At 65.6% G+C, this 16,892-nt stretch carries 17 protein-coding genes; 4 read left to right on the forward strand and 13 right to left on the reverse strand.

Annotated features, from left to right (window positions below; genetic code table 11):
- Positions 1 to 49 precede the first annotated feature (49 nt).
- Positions 50 to 286 (forward strand): hypothetical protein, encoded by a 237-nt coding sequence (locus H6955_07165; GenBank protein MCP5313318.1) that lies wholly within the window; start codon positions 50 to 52, stop codon positions 284 to 286.
- Here the strand turns inward: H6955_07165 and lnt are convergent.
- The 6 genes from lnt to H6955_07195 all read right to left on the reverse strand — a co-directional run bounded on the left by lnt (position 268) and on the right by H6955_07195 (position 5,800).
- Complete coding sequence (gene lnt / locus H6955_07170) at positions 268 to 1,752, reverse strand: apolipoprotein N-acyltransferase (GenBank protein ID MCP5313319.1); 1,485 nt, start codon at positions 1,750 to 1,752, stop codon at positions 268 to 270. The genes H6955_07165 and lnt overlap by 19 nt on opposite strands.
- Positions 1,753 to 1,756: 4 nt before the next feature.
- A complete protein-coding gene (locus tag H6955_07175) occupies positions 1,757 to 2,656 on the reverse strand; it encodes a CBS domain-containing protein (GenBank protein MCP5313320.1) in 900 nt (299 codons plus the stop codon).
- On the reverse strand, positions 2,653 to 3,117 hold the full coding sequence (ybeY, locus tag H6955_07180) for an rRNA maturation RNase YbeY (GenBank protein ID MCP5313321.1): 465 nt from the start codon (positions 3,115 to 3,117) through the stop codon (positions 2,653 to 2,655). The genes H6955_07175 and ybeY overlap by 4 nt, the downstream gene beginning before the upstream one ends.
- A 4-nt stretch (positions 3,118 to 3,121) precedes the next feature.
- On the reverse strand, positions 3,122 to 4,093 hold the full coding sequence (locus tag H6955_07185) for a PhoH family protein (protein MCP5313322.1): 972 nt from the start codon (positions 4,091 to 4,093) through the stop codon (positions 3,122 to 3,124).
- A gap of 30 nt (positions 4,094 to 4,123) precedes the next feature.
- On the reverse strand, positions 4,124 to 5,476 hold the full coding sequence (gene miaB / locus H6955_07190) for a tRNA (N6-isopentenyl adenosine(37)-C2)-methylthiotransferase MiaB (GenBank protein ID MCP5313323.1): 1,353 nt from the start codon (positions 5,474 to 5,476) through the stop codon (positions 4,124 to 4,126).
- Positions 5,477 to 5,566: 90 nt separating this feature from the next.
- A complete protein-coding gene (locus tag H6955_07195) occupies positions 5,567 to 5,800 on the reverse strand; it encodes a heavy-metal-associated domain-containing protein (GenBank protein MCP5313324.1) in 234 nt (77 codons plus the stop codon).
- Between the two features lie 204 nt (positions 5,801 to 6,004).
- Here H6955_07195 and H6955_07200 point away from each other — a divergent pair, with 204 nt between their 5' ends.
- A complete protein-coding gene (locus H6955_07200) occupies positions 6,005 to 6,634 on the forward strand; it encodes a hypothetical protein (protein ID MCP5313325.1) in 630 nt (209 codons plus the stop codon).
- 272 nt (positions 6,635 to 6,906) lie between these two features.
- Complete coding sequence (locus tag H6955_07205; GenBank protein MCP5313326.1) at positions 6,907 to 8,481, forward strand: hypothetical protein; 1,575 nt, start codon at positions 6,907 to 6,909, stop codon at positions 8,479 to 8,481.
- Between the two features lie 14 nt (positions 8,482 to 8,495).
- On the opposite strand, the gene H6955_07210 is transcribed toward H6955_07205, so the two are convergent.
- From H6955_07210 to H6955_07235, 6 genes are all read right to left on the reverse strand, one after another.
- Positions 8,496 to 9,434, reverse strand: coding sequence for an HDOD domain-containing protein (locus H6955_07210; GenBank protein ID MCP5313327.1), 939 nt, complete (start codon positions 9,432 to 9,434; stop codon positions 8,496 to 8,498).
- A 126-nt stretch (positions 9,435 to 9,560) separates the two neighbouring features.
- On the reverse strand, positions 9,561 to 10,319 hold the full coding sequence (locus H6955_07215) for an FprA family A-type flavoprotein (protein MCP5313328.1): 759 nt from the start codon (positions 10,317 to 10,319) through the stop codon (positions 9,561 to 9,563).
- Between the two features lie 127 nt (positions 10,320 to 10,446).
- Entirely contained in the window at positions 10,447 to 11,046 is a 600-nt protein-coding gene (locus H6955_07220; protein ID MCP5313329.1) for a response regulator, read from the reverse strand.
- Complete coding sequence (locus H6955_07225) at positions 11,027 to 13,444, reverse strand: response regulator (protein MCP5313330.1); 2,418 nt, start codon at positions 13,442 to 13,444, stop codon at positions 11,027 to 11,029. The genes H6955_07220 and H6955_07225 overlap by 20 nt, the downstream gene beginning before the upstream one ends.
- Positions 13,441 to 14,619 carry an HDOD domain-containing protein gene (locus tag H6955_07230; GenBank protein ID MCP5313331.1) on the reverse strand — a complete coding sequence of 393 codons (1,179 nt, stop codon included), beginning with the start codon at positions 14,617 to 14,619 and terminating at the stop codon, positions 13,441 to 13,443. Before H6955_07230 ends, H6955_07225 begins: the two co-directional genes overlap by 4 nt.
- Positions 14,616 to 15,497: an ATPase gene (locus H6955_07235; protein ID MCP5313332.1), complete on the reverse strand. Its 882-nt coding sequence runs from the start codon at positions 15,495 to 15,497 to the stop codon at positions 14,616 to 14,618. The genes H6955_07230 and H6955_07235 overlap by 4 nt, the downstream gene beginning before the upstream one ends.
- A 345-nt stretch (positions 15,498 to 15,842) precedes the next feature.
- On the opposite strand from H6955_07235, the gene H6955_07240 reads away from it, so the two are divergent.
- Positions 15,843 to 16,202 carry a hypothetical protein gene (locus H6955_07240; GenBank protein ID MCP5313333.1) on the forward strand — a complete coding sequence of 120 codons (360 nt, stop codon included), beginning with the start codon at positions 15,843 to 15,845 and terminating at the stop codon, positions 16,200 to 16,202.
- Between the two features lie 28 nt (positions 16,203 to 16,230).
- Here the strand turns inward: H6955_07240 and H6955_07245 are convergent, their stop codons facing one another.
- A complete protein-coding gene (locus H6955_07245) occupies positions 16,231 to 16,764 on the reverse strand; it encodes a cyclic nucleotide-binding domain-containing protein (protein MCP5313334.1) in 534 nt (177 codons plus the stop codon).
- Between the last annotated feature and the right edge of the window lie 128 nt (positions 16,765 to 16,892).

The raw sequence follows: 16,892 nt of genomic DNA on the forward strand, positions 1-16,892 counted from the left end.
GTCGCCGCCGGGCTATGGCGAAGCAGCGGCGGCCGGCTAAGCTGTGGACATGCGCAGACTGTATCGGATGCTGGTCGCCGTGCCCACCCTGACATCGCTGGCGTTGCTGGTCAGTGCCTGCGATGACGTACCAGCGCCCCCGCGACAGAGCGCCGAACCGATCCCGGATATCTACCTCGAGGCGCTGCAGAACGCCGAGGCGGTCAAGTACTCGCTCGAGCAGCGCGGTCTCGAGCAACGACGCGTCGATGCGCTGCTCGGCCGGGCTCAGGCACCTGAGCGTTGAACGACGCGCGCTGACAGCACCATCAACGCGGCCAGCATCACCACGACCGGATTGCCCCAACGCACGAACGGCGTGCTGCCGCTCATCGGCTGGATGTCTTCGGTGAGAATCGCCTGGCGGAACTGCGGCGCGGTGCCCAACAGGCGTCCACGCTCGTCGATGAACGCCGACACCCCGGTGTTGGTGGCGCGCAGCAGATAACGGCCGCTCTCCAGTGCGCGCATGCGCGCGATCTCCAGGTGCTGATGGGGGGCCAGCGAATCACCGAACCAGGCGTCGTTGCTGGCATTGATCAGGAACGCCGCCTCGGGCAGCGCGCGGCCGACCTCCTCCGCGTAGGCGTCCTCGTAGCAGATGTTGACGCCGGCCGGATGTCCGGCCAGCCGCACGAGCGGTTTGCGATCGCCGCCGGCGGCAAAATCCGACATGGGGATCGCCAGGAAGTCCAATACCGGTCGCGTCCAGGCGTCGAACGGCAGGTACTCGCCGAACGGCACCAGGTGGCGCTTGTAATAGTGATCCCGGCCACTCGCACCGAGGCTCAACATCGCATTGTAGTAATCGCCCTGACGGTCGCCGTCGACGATCCCGAGCAGTACGTCGCGCCCGGCATCCTGCAGCTGCGCCGCGAGCGGTTCGAGCAGGCTGGACTCCACCTCGGACGCGAATGCCGGCGCGGCCGTCTCCGGCCATATCACCAGCCGACTGTCACGTGTCTCTGCGGTCATATCGAGGTAGAGATCGAGCGTCTGCGCGCGCATCGAACGCCGCCACTTGTGTTCCTGCGGGATTGCGCCCTGCAACAGGCTGACCTGGAAGGGCTCGCCGACCGGCGCGCCCCAGTCGACCTGCTGCAGCCCGAGACCCGTCGCCCACAGCGCGACCAGGCCCAACAGCGCGGCCGGGCGACGCCAGAGATTCAGCAGGCCCGCACTGACCGCGACCACCAGGCTGACACCATAGACACCGAATACCGGCGCAAAGCCGGCACTCGGCAGATCGATCTGGCTGTAGCCCATCGCGAGCCACGGAAAGCCGGTGAACAACCAACCGCGCAACCACTCGCCAAGTACCCAGACCCCAGGCAGCACCGCGGCCAGCCACAGGCCATCGGAGCGACCGCGGAGGCGTTCGCCGAGCCAACCGGCAAGCGCGAAGTACAGCGCCATGAACATCACGAAACCGGCGGTGATCAGGATCGCCAGCGCCGGCACCACGCCGCCGAACTGCGCGATACTGATGCGGATCCAGGATACGCCGAATCCCATCAGGCCGAGACCGAAGGCGTAACCGGTCCAGAGGTTGAGGCCCGGCCGCGCCGGGTGTCGCCAGAGGTGGAACAGCACCGCGAGCGCGAGCGGTGCGAGCGGTCCGAAACCGAACGGGGCGAACGCCAGCACCGCGCCGCTGCCGGCGATCAACGCGAGCAGCAGCTGACCCACTGCGGGCCAGGGCCCGGGACGCATCGATTCAGGTTCCGCCGTTCGCAGCCGGTGCCGCCTGGGATGCGCTCGACGGGGCATCGCCGCCCCCCTCGATGCGCTCGACGCTCAGCAGCCGCACCTTGCGGCTGTCGGCCCGCACCACGGTGAAACGAAAGCCGTCCACGGTCACCGATTCGCCACGCGTCGGCAGGTGGCCCAAGGCGTTCACGGTCAACCCGCCGATGGTGTCGAAGTCGCTGTCGTCGAAACCGACCTCGAAGTACTCGTTAAACTCCTCGATCGTCGTGTGCGCCTTCACCGTATAGCTGTTCGGCCCGCGTTTGAGAATGAAGGCGCCCTCGTCGAAATCGTACTCGTCCTCGATCTCGCCCACGATCTGTTCGAGCACGTCTTCGATGGTCACCAGGCCTGCCGCACTGCCGTACTCGTCGATCACGATGGCCATGTGGTTGCGACTCGCACGGAACTCGCGCAGCAACACGTTCAGGCGTTTGCTTTCCGGGACGAACACCGCCGAGCGCACGATGTCACGCATCTTGAAACGCGGCGCGTTGTCACCGCAGTACTGCAGCAGATCCTTGGCGAGCAGGATCCCGATCACCTCGGCGCGGTCGTCATCGATCACCGGGAAACGCGAGTGGGCCGATTCCGTGACGATCGGCAGCACCTTGTTGAGCTCGTCGTCGCGGCTTACGACGACCATCTGTGCGCGCGGAATCATGATGTCGCGCACCTGCAGGTCACCCACCTGCAGCACGCCCTCGAGCATCGCCAGCGCCTCATTGTCGAACAAGGCCCGTTCCTTGGCATGCTTCAGCAGCGCGATCAGATCGCGTCGGTCACGCGGCTCGCCCACCACACCCGGTATCAGCCTTTCCAACCAGCGTGCGGCAAGCGAACTGCCGCTAGATCGGTCTTCACTCATAGCGTCTCGTCGTCAACATAGGGAGCCGGATAACCCAGGCCTTCCAATATGCGGGTTTCCAGTCGCTCCATCTCTTCGGCCTCGGTATCGGTCTGATGATCGTAACCCTGCAGGTGCAGCATCCCGTGCACCACCATGTGCGCCCAGTGGGCCGCCGCTGTCTTGCCCTGCTCTTGCGCCTCACGCTGCACCACGGCTGCGCACAGCACCAGGTCACCGACGTGATTCAGTGCAATCTCCGGCAACGGCTCGTACGGAAACGACAGCACGTTGGTCGGTGTGTCCTTGCCGCGAAAATCACGGTTCAGCTGGCGACTCTCGGCCTCGTCGGTCACCCGCACCACGACCTCGGCGTCCGACGCCGCATCCTGCCAGGCGGCACGCGCCCAGCGCTCCAGGTCCGCAGTGGCCGGGATCGCGTCCGGATCGGTGGCCACCTGCACCTCTACAGCAAGGACCATGCCGTCAACCCTGCTCACGGTCGAACCGCTCGTACGCCTGCACGACCTTCTGTACCAGTGCGTGGCGCACCACGTCACGCGCATTGAAGAACGTGAAGCTGATCCCATCGACCGCGCGCAGCACCTCGGTCGCCTCGCGCAGACCGGACTTTTGGCCGCGCGGCAGATCGACCTGGGTGATGTCACCGGTGATCACCGCCGTCGAGCCGAACCCGAGCCGGGTCAGGAACATCTTCATCTGTTCGGTGGTCGTGTTCTGTGCCTCGTCGAGGATGATGAAGGCCTCGTTCAGCGTACGGCCGCGCATGTAGGCCAACGGCGCCACTTCGATGACGTTGCGCTCGATCAGCTTGTGTACCCGCTCGAAACCGAGCATCTCGTACAAGGCGTCGTACAGCGGACGCAGATAAGGGTCGATCTTCTGGGCGAGATCGCCGGGCAGGAAGCCGAGACGCTCGCCTGCCTCGACCGCCGGGCGCACCAGCAGGATACGGCGGATCTGATCGCGCTCCAACGCGTCGACCGCGCACGCCACCGCGAGGTAGGTCTTGCCGGTGCCGGCAGGTCCGACGCCGAAATTGATATCGTGCGTCAACACCCGGTGTACGTATTGCGCCTGGTTAGGCCCCCGCGGACGCACCAGGCCACGACGCGTCTTGATCGTCGTCTCCGGCACCTCGGCGGTATCGTCGGCCAGCGCGTCGACCCCGGCCTCTTGCAGGAACAGGTGCACGCGCGCCGGACTCAACGCCTCTTCGGCACTGGCACGGTACAGGCCCTGCAGGACCTCGCGCCCAGCCGCGATCGCGGTGGGTTGGCCGAGCAACTGGAAACTGCTGCCGCGGTTGTTGATCTCGATGCCGAGGCGCCGCTCGACCTGGCGCAGGTGCTCGTCGAGCTGACCGCAGACGTTGCGCAGGCGCTCGTTGTCCTCCGGCGCGAGGACCAGCTCCAGCGATTCAGGGTGTTCAGACATCTCTCACCAAGTCGCGTTTCGCGGTATCCATCAGGCGTGGGCTGCCTCGCTCCTCACTGCATCGACCAACTCCCCGCGCAGGGAATTCGGATTGGCCGCGGTGATGCGCAGATCGACGAACCCGCCGATCAACTCGGCCGGCCCGAGGAAATTGACCACCCGGTTGTTCTCGGTGCGACCGGCCAGCTCGTCCGGGTCCTTGCGCGACGGGCGATCGACCAGAACGCGCTGCACGCTGCCAACCATCTGCCGGCTGATGCGCTGCGCACTGTCGTTGATCAGATGCTGCAGTCGCGCCAGGCGCTGTTGTTTGAGCGCGTGCGGCAGGTCATCGGGCAGATCGGCGGCCGGCGTGCCGGGGCGGCGGCTGTAGATGAAGCTGAACGAATGATCGAAACCAATCTCGCGAATCAGGCCGAGCGTGTGTTCGAAATCCTGTTCGGTCTCACCCGGGAAGCCGACGATGAAATCCGACGACAGGCTGATATCGGGCCGGACGGCACGGAGCTTACGGATCTTCTGCTTGTAATCGAAGGCAGTGTGTCCACGTTTCATCGCCATCAGGATGCGATCCGAGCCGGACTGTACCGGCAGGTGCAGGTGGCTCACCAACTGCGGCACCTCGGCATACGCCTCGATCAGGGAGTCGGAAAACTCGACCGGGTGCGAGGTCGTGTAGCGGATACGCTCGATCCCGTCGATCGCAGCGACGAAACGGATCAGCAATGCCAGGTCGGCGATCTCGCCATCGTGCATAGGCCCACGATAGGCATTCACGTTCTGCCCGAGCAGATTCACCTCGCGCACCCCCTGCGCAGCGAGTTGCGCGACCTCGGCGAGCACGTCGTCGAACGGCCGGCTGATCTCCTCGCCGCGCGTATAGGGCACGACGCAGAAGGTGCAGTACTTGGAGCAGCCCTCCATGACCGACACGAAGGCGGTCGGGCCCTCGGCGCGCGGTTCCGGCAGCCGATCGAATTTCTCGATCTCGGGGAAGCTGACATCGACCGACGGCAGGTGCTGGTCGCGCACACGGTCGAGCATCTGCGGGAGCCGGTGCAATGTCTGCGGACCGAATACGAGGTCGACATAGGGCGCGCGCTCGCGGATCGCCTCACCCTCCTGGCTGGCAACGCAACCGCCGACGCCGATCACCAGGTCCGGGCGTGCGCGCTTGAGTTCCTTCCAGACACCCAGCTGCGAGAACACCTTTTCCTGGGCCTTTTCGCGGATCGAACAGGTGTTGAGCAACAGCACGTCGGCCTGTTCAGGATCGTCGGTGATCTCCAGCCCATGCGACGCCTGCAGAACGTCAAACATCTTCTGCGAGTCGTACTCGTTCATCTGGCAGCCGAAGGTACGAATGAAAAGCTTGGCCACGATGCCGCTCAATACAACCAAGGGGGCCGGGATTTTACAGCTGAAATCAGGGGATTGCACCCGGCCGCCGCACCCGGCGGCCGGTCGGATCGGTCACAGGCCGACCAGTTCGGCGCTGACGCCGCGGCTGAGCACGGTGCTCAGCAGGTCCAAGGCGTGCACGCCCTCCGGGTCGTAGTCGACCAGCATCAGGTGGCGGGTCCGGTCGTTCACGCAGGCGCTGTAGACGCCCGGCAGGGAGCTGATGTCGCGCTCCAGCGAGTGGATCTCGTGGTCTGCGAGATCCTCGTCGATATGAATCATCACATCGGTACAGTATTTGTGCATCGTCGTCCTCCGCACTCGGGCCAACCGCCGCCAGCCGACGGCATGGCTTAATAACTAGTCGAGCCCGCGTTCCCGGCAATCAGTAATAACCCTAGCTGGCGGGGGGCGACAGGCGTGCCGGAGATCGTTTCCGGCAATTCAGTCAGCAGCTTCCCAGGGACGGCGGACGGGCGCGCTAAACTAGGGAGCAAGGCAGCCAACTGCCTGATATCAGGATGCTTTAGGTCGTTGAACCGGGTTACGTCAAGCACCGGAAACCTGTCCGCCCTGGCCGGCTCGGCGCTCGCCGGGGGCGGTGTCGCACGCGTGCGCGCCGACCAGCCGACCCAACCGGTCGATCCCACGGATCCCGTGCGCGACCCGACGAGCAGCGAGTACCGCGCGGTCCAGGAGCTCAAACAGCGCGACCGCGAGGTCCGCCAGCATGAACAGGCGCATATCGCCGCCGGCGGGTCGCACGTCAGGGGGGGCGCCCAGTACCAGTATGAACGCGGCCCCGACGGCCGCTTCTACGCGGTCGGCGGCGAGGTGCAGATAGACACCGCGCCGGTTCCCGGTGACCCGGCGGCCACGATCCGCAAGCTCGAGGCGGTACAGCGCGCGGCCTCGGCGCCGGCCGATCCGTCGGGACAGGACCGCTCCGTGGCCGCTGCCGCGGCGCGCGGCATCGCCGAAGCGCGGGCCGAGCTACAGGGTGGCGCCCCCGAATCCAGCGACGGGCATGACCGCAACGCACCCGACCAGGCGGAGGGGACACGGGTGCGCAACGCACTGTCCGCCTACCGCGACGCCGCTTCCGCAGACGCCGGACAGCTCCTCGACCTGATCGCCTGAGTACCCGCACCGCGGGATTTCCGACCGCGCCCGCCTGCATCCGGCCGCCGCGCTCCGCCAGCCGCTCCACACAACGACCGCTACAGAACCCCCGGGGCGCGGCCGCTAACCAGGATTGGGCCCCATTGATTTTCACGCCAATCCATGCGGTTACATGATTTTCCTAATGCAAACTAGTGGTATTCCCGATTTCCCGGGCGGCGTATTCGTGATCTGTTTCACAAAACGATGACGGGGTGCGCGTGACCGGACGAACGGGTTTGTTTTTTGCAGTGCTGACGGCGCTCCTGGCCAGCGGCAACGTCCGCGCATCGCTGCAGCGTCCCTCGGCCACCGCGGCGCCACCCGCGGACGCGGCCACGGCGACGGCCGCACCACTGCACCTGCAGCTACCGGCCTCGGTGGTCGCCGTACCGGCGGCCTCTGACGACCTGCCGTCGACCTCCGACGAGCGTCTCGGCGACCCGCCCGCCGACTTTGCCGATCTGACACCGCTCAACGCCGCGGACCCACCGCGCGAACTGACGTACGACAGCCTGATCCACAAACGCGGCCCCCGGCCGGCTGCAGTCGCCGCCTGGGACCTCGGCGACCATCTCAACGTGCGTGGATTCGGTGCGCAGACGAAGGCGGGCACCGGCTACCAGCGCCTGGTCGGCAGCGATGCGGTCGACTATGCACTCAACGGCGTGGTCGTCGAGAATCACCTGTCACTGGACGACAGCGACCAGTTGGACATCGTTGCCGGCTGGCTCAGCGGCCGCGCGGATGTCCCGGGTAGCACCCCTCGGCACGGCACCGCCTGGTCGGTCGCCACCGACGCCGCGTTGCTGTCACGCCGTCTGACCCTGCATGCCGAGTACGCAGGTTCGCAGTTCGAGTGGACGGATGCCGGCCGGCTGGAACCGCGTGCCGATCAGGCGTATCGGGTCAAGCTCGAGTACAACGCCGTCCCGACCTCGTCGATGAACTGGCGCCTGGGCAGCGAGTACAGCGCGGTCGGCGCCTGGTTCGCGAGCCTCGCCAATCCGTCACTGGCCGGAGACCGCAGCAGCCTGCGCAGCTACGGCCGGCTGAAGACCACACAATGGCAGTTCGACCTCGCGCTGGAACGGCGCCGCAACAACCTCGCCGATGATCCGTCGCGTGCCATCGTGTTCAGTGACCGGCTGCAGCTGTCGACCGGCTGGTCTCCGGATACTCAACCGCCGTTCGCCCTGCTCGGCAGGCCGACGGTCCGCCTCGCCGCGGAACTGGGGCGGCACCGCGAACTCGCCGCGGCCGGCACGGCAACCGGCGGCACGGAATCGCGACCCTCTGCCAACCTCGCGCTGCAGGGCGAGTTCTCACACGACGGCTGGTTGTGGGGCTGGCGGGCCAAGGGCGGTCGTTCGCCGCTTGCGGTCGACGCCGCGGTCAATCGTGGCAGCCGGGTGATGGGTTTCGACCTGTATGGCGACTTCACCCGCGGGGCATCGCCGCTGGCGGTGAAACCGACGCTCTCATGGCAGAACCGGGAGGACCTGCAGACCGGCACGCGCGCCGGCAAGTGGCGTGCCGCGCTCAGCAGCGCGACGATCGCCCTGCACCACGATCTGCATGCCAAGTTCGACCTGGCCTATCAACGCCAGGTCCGGTCCGACGGGACCGAGGTCGACGACTCGGCCGGCGTCGGCGCCAACCTCGTCTGGACACTGCTCAAACCCGGCACCAACCGGCGTGGGCTGGCGCTGGCGTTGAGCGGCAAGCTGCGCGACGGCGACCCGGCGAATTCGGGTAGCGCGGTCGACGGCGATTATGCGCTGATGATGTCCCTGTCGACCGAGAACCCGCTCGGCACCTGGTGAGACCGGCCGCCCGGTCAGACAGCGCCATCCGCGGTCGACGGCAGCCGCTCGCTCAGCACCTGCAGCGCCAGTTGCAGGTGCGCGGCATCCACCACCTGCATGCCGCACATCGCCTCGACCATCGGTATCTCGTCCGACGCCTCGTCGAGCATCTCGACCAGCGCCGGCCAGTCGCAACCCAGCAGGCGACAGACATCGGCCTGGTGCGCGGCAAGGTCGGACGGCGGCCCGCTCCAGGTCCAGATATCGGCGAGCAGTCCCGCCGCCATGACCAGGCGGTTGAAATCCACTCCGGCGCTGTCCACCATGCATAGATCCGGCGCATTGCTCGCGCGCACGGCGAGCGCCAATCGTTCAGGCAGTCCCCAGCGGTCCAGCAGCCAGCCGCCGACCGCCGCGTGATCGGTCGACAACCGCTCCCGCTCATACGACAGCGCGTTGCCGTGCACGTACCCATCGCACTCCAGCGTCGCGTAGAAGGGTCCCTGCAGCTGTGCCAGCGCGAGCATCCCTATGTCCTGCAGCAGTGCGGCCAGCGCGACGGCCTCGGCGTCCGCCGCCAGCAGGTGTCGGCCGACGACACGCGCACAGGCGGCCGACAACAGCGCACGCCGCCAATAGGCCGTGTAGCAGAATCCCGGCCCCCCGCCCGCGGCCAGGGCCGGGACCAACGCCGCGGACAATGCGAACATGCGTGCCGGCTCGAAGCCCAGGTAGCTGACCGCAAGGAACACCGTGTCGGCCTGCCTTGCCCGCCGATAGGCCGCCGAGTTGGACAGACGCAACAGGTTCGTCGCCAGCGCGGGGTCCTGCCCCACGACCGTCGCCAATTGCTGAGCGTTGGCGTGTTCGGACTGACCCAGACCAATCAGCTGTATCGCGACCGCCGGCAGAGTCGGCAGTTTGATTGCGAGCAGTTCACGCTGCAGCGCTGCTTCGATAAAGGGTTCCATTCATCGTTCCTTGCCTAACCCGGCTGGCCCATCGGGTGGACCGGTTTCAGCGTTGCGGTGCGCGGCCGTCGTGTCGATGCTCCGCGACACCTTAGGCGGTGTGGGCCCGCGCCGGAGCCGCACCGGTCACGGCACCCGGTAGTCACTCTGCTGCATCAGATCGATGCCGCATTGCAGCTCGCTGATCCAACGGATGAACTCGGCGATGGCCTTGCCGGTCAACGCCCGGCCATGCTGTGGCACCAGCATCTCGATATCCATCCCGGCCGCCATCTGCGCCCAGTACCGACACACACGGTTGCTGTTCATGTAGCGACGGTGGAAGGCCTCCATGTGCGGCAAGACATCACCCAGGCGCTTCGCCGGGACATCGAGGTCGGCGACATCGCACAGGTTTGCGCCGAGGTCGCCCGAGAACAGTATCCGGCTCTTCGGATCGTAGAACTGGAAATTGCCTTCGGCATGCAGGAAATGAGCGGGTAGCGCCTTGAGCGTAATACTGCCCAGTTGCAGGTTCATGCCCTTGTCCGGCACCGGCACGATGCGTCCGGCGGTCTTGCCCTGGCGCGTGAAATGCGGGATGAAACGCTCCCACAAGGCCGGCACCACGACTTTGCAGTTGGTGCCCACCAGCCATTTGTTCAGCGAGGCGACGATGTCCGGGTCCTGGTGCGAGGCGATCACATAGTCCAGGTTCTTCACGTTCATGTAGTTGCTGATCGCGAGGAACAGCCCGGTATAGGTGAAGTCGCCGCCGGGATCGATCAGCGCCGCATGGTTGTTGTCGAAGACGAGGAACTGGTTGGCCTGAACCGCCTCGCCATCGACCAGATCGCGGAACGCCACGCATACGTGCTGTCCGTCGTTGTAGAGCTCGGCAGGCATCCTATTGCTGTATCCGCGTCGTGCAGGCCTGAAAAATTATAGGCAGCGTTGATGCAGTCCTTGGGGAATGCCGGTAGTTGGCCGCAGGCTGCGCGAGCAGGTGCGCAGTACCCCGTGAACCCGGTTCTCACGCGACGGGCTCACCGGCGTCCTCCAGTTTCTTCTGTACGTACTGCAGCACGATTCGCTCAAGCTTCTCACGCTGCGGCGGCTTGACCAGGAACGCCGCAGCACCCGCTGACAACGCGGAGCGCACGTTCTGGACCGAGCTGTGAGCACTGAGCATGCAGACAAACAGATCGGGGAACTCTTCGTGCAGTTCCTTCAGTGCCGAGATGCCGTCACGGCGTGGCATGTCGATGTCGAGAAACACCATGTCGGGGACATACCGTCCGGTGCGCGCCAGCGCGAGTTCGCCGTCCTCGGCGCGCAGGATGCGGTGCACCCCCATGTCACGCAGATTCTTCTCCAGCATGTCCAACATCAACGGCATGTCATCGGCGATCAGCACGCCGATCTCCGGCAGCAGCGTACGCGGGTCCCTGGTGACCTTCGCTTCCGGGACCGGTTCATCGCCCTCGACGAAACCGAAGTCGCGAAGTTCACGATACTTTTCCTCGTCACCGACGGTAACGCCCGCCTTGACCAGCAGGACCCCTTCCTTGTTGAACACGTCGACGGCCAACGGTTCGCCGAACTTCACCATTTCAGACGTCAGGCGGCGCATCACTCTCTCCATCGGCCAGGGTTTCGACCACCTCGGTACACGTGAGACGGAACCGTTCGAGCTGCGCAGCGAGCTCGGCGGAATCCACCGGCTCAGCCGCGGCGGTTTCGATATCCGCACCGATCTCGCTGATCCGGGGATATCCGAATCCGCCGCCGGCCCCTTTGACCTGGTGCCCGAGCGAGCGCACCTGCGGCCAATCCCGTTCGCGAAACGCCGCGAGCATGTCGGCAAGCGTGGCCGGCAGGCTGGCGACGAAACGTGCGCTCAGGGCCAGCAACTCCCGGTCGTCCGCTGCGTCGCGATCGGCCGCACCACCCGCCTCGTCCGCGGCGGGAAGGTGGCGCGCGATCACCTCGTACAGGGCCTGCCAATCCACGGGCTTGGTCAGGAAACCGCTACAGCCGGCGCGCAACACCTTCTCACGGTCACCGATCATCGAGTGCGCGGTCAGCGCGACGATCGGCCCGTCGTACAGGGTCTGACGCAACAGTTCGACCGCCTCGATCCCGCCCATGACCGGCATCTGCAGGTCCATCAGAATGAGGTCGTAGCTACCGCTCAACGCCGCCTCGACCGCCAGTTCGCCGTTTTCGACGATCGTCACCTCGGCTCCGGTTCGACGCGTATAGAGTCCGATGAGGCGCTGGTTGTAGGGATTGTCTTCGGCCAACAGGATCTGACCCCGGACGGACGGCGCCTGTGCGCTGGTCACCGAAGGCAGCGCCGACGAAGGACGGATGATCAGGTCCTGGGCCAGTTCCGCACCGTCCAGCGGACCGGTGTCGACGGTCACCACGAACAGACTCCCCAGCCCGGGCTCACTGGCGATCTCGATGTCGCCTCCCAGGCGGTTCGCCAGACGGCGCGAGATGCTCAGACCCAGACCGGTGCCACCGAACCGCCGGGTGGTGGAGTTGTCGGCCTGCACGAAGGGCTCGAACACCCGCTGCTGCTGCTCTTCGCTCAACCCGATTCCCTGGTCGAACACCGTGAACATCATCTGCTGTGCCTGGGTGTTGCAGCTGACGATCAGGCGCACGCTGCCTTGTTCGGTGAACTTCACCGCGTTGTTGCACAGGTTGTAGAGGATCTGCTTCAAGCGTGTCGGATCCGTCTGGATGCTACGCGGCAACGGCGGCATCAGGTGGGTCTCGAACTCCAGTCCCTTGGCGTCCGCCTGTGCACGGATGCCGGAACCGCAGCCGAGCAGCAGGCCGACCAGGTCGACCGGTACGGTTTCGATATCGAGGCGATCGGCCTCGATCTTCGACAGGTCCAGGATGTCGTCGATCAATGCCCGCAGGTGGCGACCATTGTCGATGATCGCCTGCAACGCCTCGCTGCGATCGAGGCCTTCCTGTCCGGCATCGAGACCGGCCTCGGCGAAACCGATGATCGCGGTCAGCGGCGTACGGATCTCGTGGCTCATGTTGGCGAGGAACTCGCTCTTCGCCCGGTTCGCGCCCTCGGCGCGTTGGCGTGCCTGCACCAACTGCTCGCGCAACTCGACGTCCTCGCTGATGTCGTCGGCAGTGCCGACGATGCGCGCCGCCATGCCGCTTTCGTCGCGCACCGCCATCCAGCGGTTCTTGATCCAGCGGTAGGCGCCATCGCGGTGACGCACCCGAATCGTCTTGTCGTAGGTCGACAGCTTGCCGTCCATATAGGCCTCGAGATCGGCCATCGCCTGCGACAGGTCCTCCGGATGAACGCGCGACGTCCAGGCCTCCAGCGTGCTCGGCAGCTCATCGTCGCGATAACCGATCAGCGCCTTCCAGCGGGACGACATGAACACACTGCCGGTACGGATGTTCCAGTCCCAGACCCCTTCGTCGGCGGCTTTGGTCGCCAGTTTGAAGCGCTCCTCGCTGTCACGCAGACGTGCCTCGGTCTCGCGCTCGGTACTGAGCTGCGCAGCCAGTCGACTGTGCATGCGGTGCGCTTCGAGCAGGTTGCGGATGCGGTGCAACAGCTCCTCGTGATCGAATGGCTTGGTGACGAAATCGCGTGCCCCCGCCTGCAGCGCACGCAGTCGGGTTTCGCGGTCCGCGTGCGCCGTGACGACGAGCAGTGCCAGGTAGTCTTCCGGCGGCGTCAATTGCTTGAGCCGGTCGAGCACCTGCATGCCGTCCATCTGCGGGATGCGCATGTCCAGCAGCACCAGGTCTGCGGCGCCTTGCTGGTAGGCAGCGATCGCCTCGAATGGATCGGTGAATCCGTGCAGGTTGTGGTAACCCGCACGCCGCAACAGCCGCAGCAGCGACCGCACGTTGGCCGGATCGTCGTCGAGGATCAGAATCCGCGCATCGCACAATGCCTCGTTGCGACCCTCCTCGAGCGGATCTGCGGGAGCGTCGATCTGCGCCGACGGGCGGCTGTTCGATTGCGCTGTCATTGGATGCTCACCTCGGGTTGCAACCAGCCGGACAGGTCGTCGAGGCAACCAATCGCCTGCAGGTATTCGCGATCCACCTCGGGCTCCCGGTCTGCCGGACCGGTCAGCGCGTCGGCGACATGCACATAGGTGGTCACGGTCGCTAGCGTTTGGCCGGCACCGCCGGGGTGGTGATGCCAGGCCACGGCATCCACGATATCGAGAGAGAAGCCCCACAGCTTCAGCAGATAGGCACCGACCCAGCCGTGGTGCGCTCCAAACCGTTCGTCCTCCTCGCGACACAGCTCGACGCCGTACTTGCGGCTGTCGGTATAGCTCACCCAGCAGGGTTCGTCGGTCTCGAGCGCCAACACCAGGCGGCCGATGTCGTGCAGCAGCCCGGCCAGCCCCGCCGCGTTGCGCACACCGGCGCTCGCCCCGTGCCGGCGCGCGATCTCGATCGCGCGCTGAGATGTCAACAGTGCACGCGTGTTCAGCCGCGCCCGCCAGGCCTCGAGCCCAGCCGGGTACTGATTGCGGGTAAACAGTTCGTAGTGCAGCACGATGCCCGAGAGGGTCTCGGTGCCGAGGCGCTGGACCGCGTCCTTCAGGCAGGAGACGTCGTTGTGGCCGCCAAAAAAGCTGCTGTTGGCGAGCTGCACGAGCTTGGTGGTCATCGCGACGTCCTGCTCCAGCAATGCGGCGATGTCTTCGACCGAGGCCCTGCGGTCGTCATCCGACAGGGCGCTGGTCAGGGATGCGAACAGGTGCGGCGTCGGCGGCAGCGTCTTGAGTGCACCGAGGTGCCGACGCAGGTCGTCCGACAACGGCATGGCGCGTAGCGATGCCGCGCGCTCGACAAGACCGACGATCGCATCCGGTTCGAACGGCTTGGCGAGCGCCAGGTGGGCCCGTCGAATCGCCGGTGCCGCTTCACGTTCCGCGGCAAAACCGGTCAGCACCGCGCGTATCGCACCGGGATGTTCCGTCGCGGTCGCACTCAGGATCTCTGCACCGCCGAGGCCCGGCATGCGCAGGTCGGTGACGACCAGGTCGTAGGTCTTCGACCGCAAGCGCCGGATTGCCGCCCCCGGGTCGGATTCCATGTCGATCTGGAAATGTGCCGGCACCGCCCTGAGCGTGCGTCGAATGGTGCGCAACATCGCGGGCTCATCGTCGACGAACAGGATGTTCATGCGCGGGCACCGCAGCAGCCGGCAATCTCTGCGCCGACCGCAGCCGTTGGCAGCGTGACACGAAACTCGGCCCCGCCATCCGGTCGGTTTTCGGCCTCGATGGTGCCGCCATGCGACTCGACGATCGCGCGGCTGATCGACAACCCCAGGCCGGTCCCGGCACCCGCAGGCTTGGTCGTGAAGAACGGCTTGAACAACTGCGACCGAACCTCGGGCTGAATGCCCGGGCCGTTGTCGCGCACGCGCAACTCCACGGAATCGCCGACCGCGCGGGTACTGATGTGGATCTCGCCGAAGCCCGTCATCGCCTGCGCGGCGTTGATCAGCAGATTCAGTATCACCTGGTTGATCTCACCCGGTTTACCGCTCAATGTCGGCAGCGGTTCGAGGTCGACCACGACCTTGGCCCGGTACTTGAGTTCGTTGTGCACGATCTTCAGCGTGTCTTCGACACATTGATTGACGTCGAACACCTTGCCCTCGGGGGGATCGGTACGCGCGAAACGATTCAGACCGCCGACGATCTCCTCCAGGCGCACCAGCCCGTCGCGGGTGTCGTCAAGCAACGGTGCAACATCGTCGAGCAGTGCGGCGAGGTCCTCGCCGCGCATCGCCACCGCCTCACGTTCGCGGGCCAACCGCTCGGCAGCGTCGGGGCTGTCGCCATCGGCCAGGGTCCGCAACAAGGGCATCAAAACGTCGAAGTACTCGGAGAGCACCAGGACGTTGTTCTTCACGAAGCCGATCGGATTGTTGAACTCGTGGGCGACGCCCGCGGTGAGCGCACCCAAGGCTGCAAGCTTCTCGGATTGCATCAGCTGAGCGCGCAACTCATCGATCTGGGCCTGCAATGCACCCACGTCCGGATCCACATTCATCTGCCGTCACTTCCTACCGGCTTGCCCACTGCACAGGCGTCCGCCGGATAACGACCCGGAGCGGTTTTTCTTAAGCATTTGAATCGTTTAGATCCGACGAAGCCGATTACTCGCGAACCGCCTGTCGGTGGTTGCCCGGTACCTCGCCGCGTGCCCCGGCGATCCCTGGACATACCCGATCGCAACCGTTTTTTCCTCGCCAAGTGGCAATTGCCACAGTCGCGCGCAAGCACTCCTGGAAACCTCAACACCCGAGGCAATACTGCCTTACACGCGGGCCGGTACTTTCCATGTTCGATGCAGATCCGGCTCGTGTTTCCAAACTTACTTTCGGGGAGAGACGACATGACCAACAAGCAACGACACCTCTTCGCACTGGCAACCGCAAGCACCCTGTGCCTGGCAGCCGCACTGCACCCGGCGACCGCAGACGACAGGTTGCCGGTCATCGAAATCGCATCGCTGGACGACGACCAGTTCGTGATCGCCAACATGGCCGCGACACTGGAATCGTTCGGACTCGGTCAGGAACAGGCATGGATGCTCGCGGAACAGACCGCCGAGTTCGGTACCGAAGGGCTGATGACGACCGTCGCCGCGATTGGCATCGGTGCCGAACAGGCCGAGATGATCGCGGAGCAGCAGGAGGGACTGAACGGCGGCCTGTGGGATCAGTCGCTGGCCATCACCGTACAAATCCGATAAGGGTGAGCGTTCGGCGCACGCCAGCGCTTCAGAGGTGCTGATCGATCCCGTGCGCCTTGAGCCCCCAGGCGAACAGCGAGCCGAGGCGGCGGTCGGTCTGGCGCAGACGGCAGGTGACCACGCCGAACAGCTCCTTGAGCAGCAGGTAGCCGAACTCGGGGGTCTCGTCGAGATACTCGACCAGCAGTTCGGCATCGAACACCAACACCTCGGTCGGTTCGATGGTGACCACGGTCGCCAGGCGCGGTCCGGACTCGAGCAGGCTGAGTTCGCCGAACACCTCGCCCTCGCCGAGGTCGCAGATCCCCGGCTTGATCTGCCGCTGATCCTCCAGTTCGATGCGCTCGAACACGCGCACACAACCGGACCGGATCAGGTACACGGCGCGTTCGTCGGAACCTTCCTCGATGATCGGTTCCCCGCCGTCGTAACAACGGAGCCGGGCGATACCCGATTCGAGGAAGCGCGGATCGCGCAAAAGGCTCTGGACGTTCGACATGTCGACCTCGCTGAAGCTGCACCGTGCGTGTGGGTACAGCACGACCGTCAGGGGGCCTGTCACAGAGCAGGCCCCGTCAGCGGTCTCCCGACGCGACTTTGACGAAGATAGCATCTGCGTCCGCAAATGCCACGCGGCCCGACCCTGCGGCCGCCCGACCTCCAGCCGATGGCCGGCTTCGAATCGCTTCG

It is taken from the genome of Chromatiaceae bacterium (genome assembly GCA_024235395.1).
Lineage (GTDB): Bacteria > Pseudomonadota > Gammaproteobacteria > Chromatiales > Chromatiaceae > Thiosocius.

Bases quoted from the DNA above. Each gene is read 5' to 3' on its own strand.
- H6955_07230 (MCP5313331.1), bottom strand. From the start codon at position 14,619: ATGAACATCCTGTTCGTCGACGATGAGCCCGCGATGTTGCGCACCATT.
- H6955_07195 (MCP5313324.1), bottom strand. From the start codon at position 5,800: ATGCACAAATACTGTACCGATGTGATGATTCATATCGACGAGGATCTC.
- H6955_07235 (MCP5313332.1), bottom strand. From the start codon at position 15,497: ATGAATGTGGATCCGGACGTGGGTGCATTGCAGGCCCAGATCGATGAG.
- ybeY (MCP5313321.1), bottom strand. From the start codon at position 3,117: ATGGTCCTTGCTGTAGAGGTGCAGGTGGCCACCGATCCGGACGCGATC.
- H6955_07210 (MCP5313327.1), bottom strand. From the start codon at position 9,434: ATGGAACCCTTTATCGAAGCAGCGCTGCAGCGTGAACTGCTCGCAATC.
- H6955_07240 (MCP5313333.1), top strand. From the start codon at position 15,843: ATGACCAACAAGCAACGACACCTCTTCGCACTGGCAACCGCAAGCACC.
- H6955_07220 (MCP5313329.1), bottom strand. From the start codon at position 11,046: ATGCGCCGCCTGACGTCTGAAATGGTGAAGTTCGGCGAACCGTTGGCC.
- H6955_07175 (MCP5313320.1), bottom strand. From the start codon at position 2,656: ATGAGTGAAGACCGATCTAGCGGCAGTTCGCTTGCCGCACGCTGGTTG.
- H6955_07215 (MCP5313328.1), bottom strand. From the start codon at position 10,319: ATGCCTGCCGAGCTCTACAACGACGGACAGCACGTATGCGTGGCGTTC.
- H6955_07185 (MCP5313322.1), bottom strand. From the start codon at position 4,093: ATGTCTGAACACCCTGAATCGCTGGAGCTGGTCCTCGCGCCGGAGGAC.
- H6955_07165 (MCP5313318.1), top strand. From the start codon at position 50: ATGCGCAGACTGTATCGGATGCTGGTCGCCGTGCCCACCCTGACATCG.
- lnt (MCP5313319.1), bottom strand. From the start codon at position 1,752: ATGCGTCCCGGGCCCTGGCCCGCAGTGGGTCAGCTGCTGCTCGCGTTG.
- H6955_07225 (MCP5313330.1), bottom strand. From the start codon at position 13,444: ATGACAGCGCAATCGAACAGCCGCCCGTCGGCGCAGATCGACGCTCCC.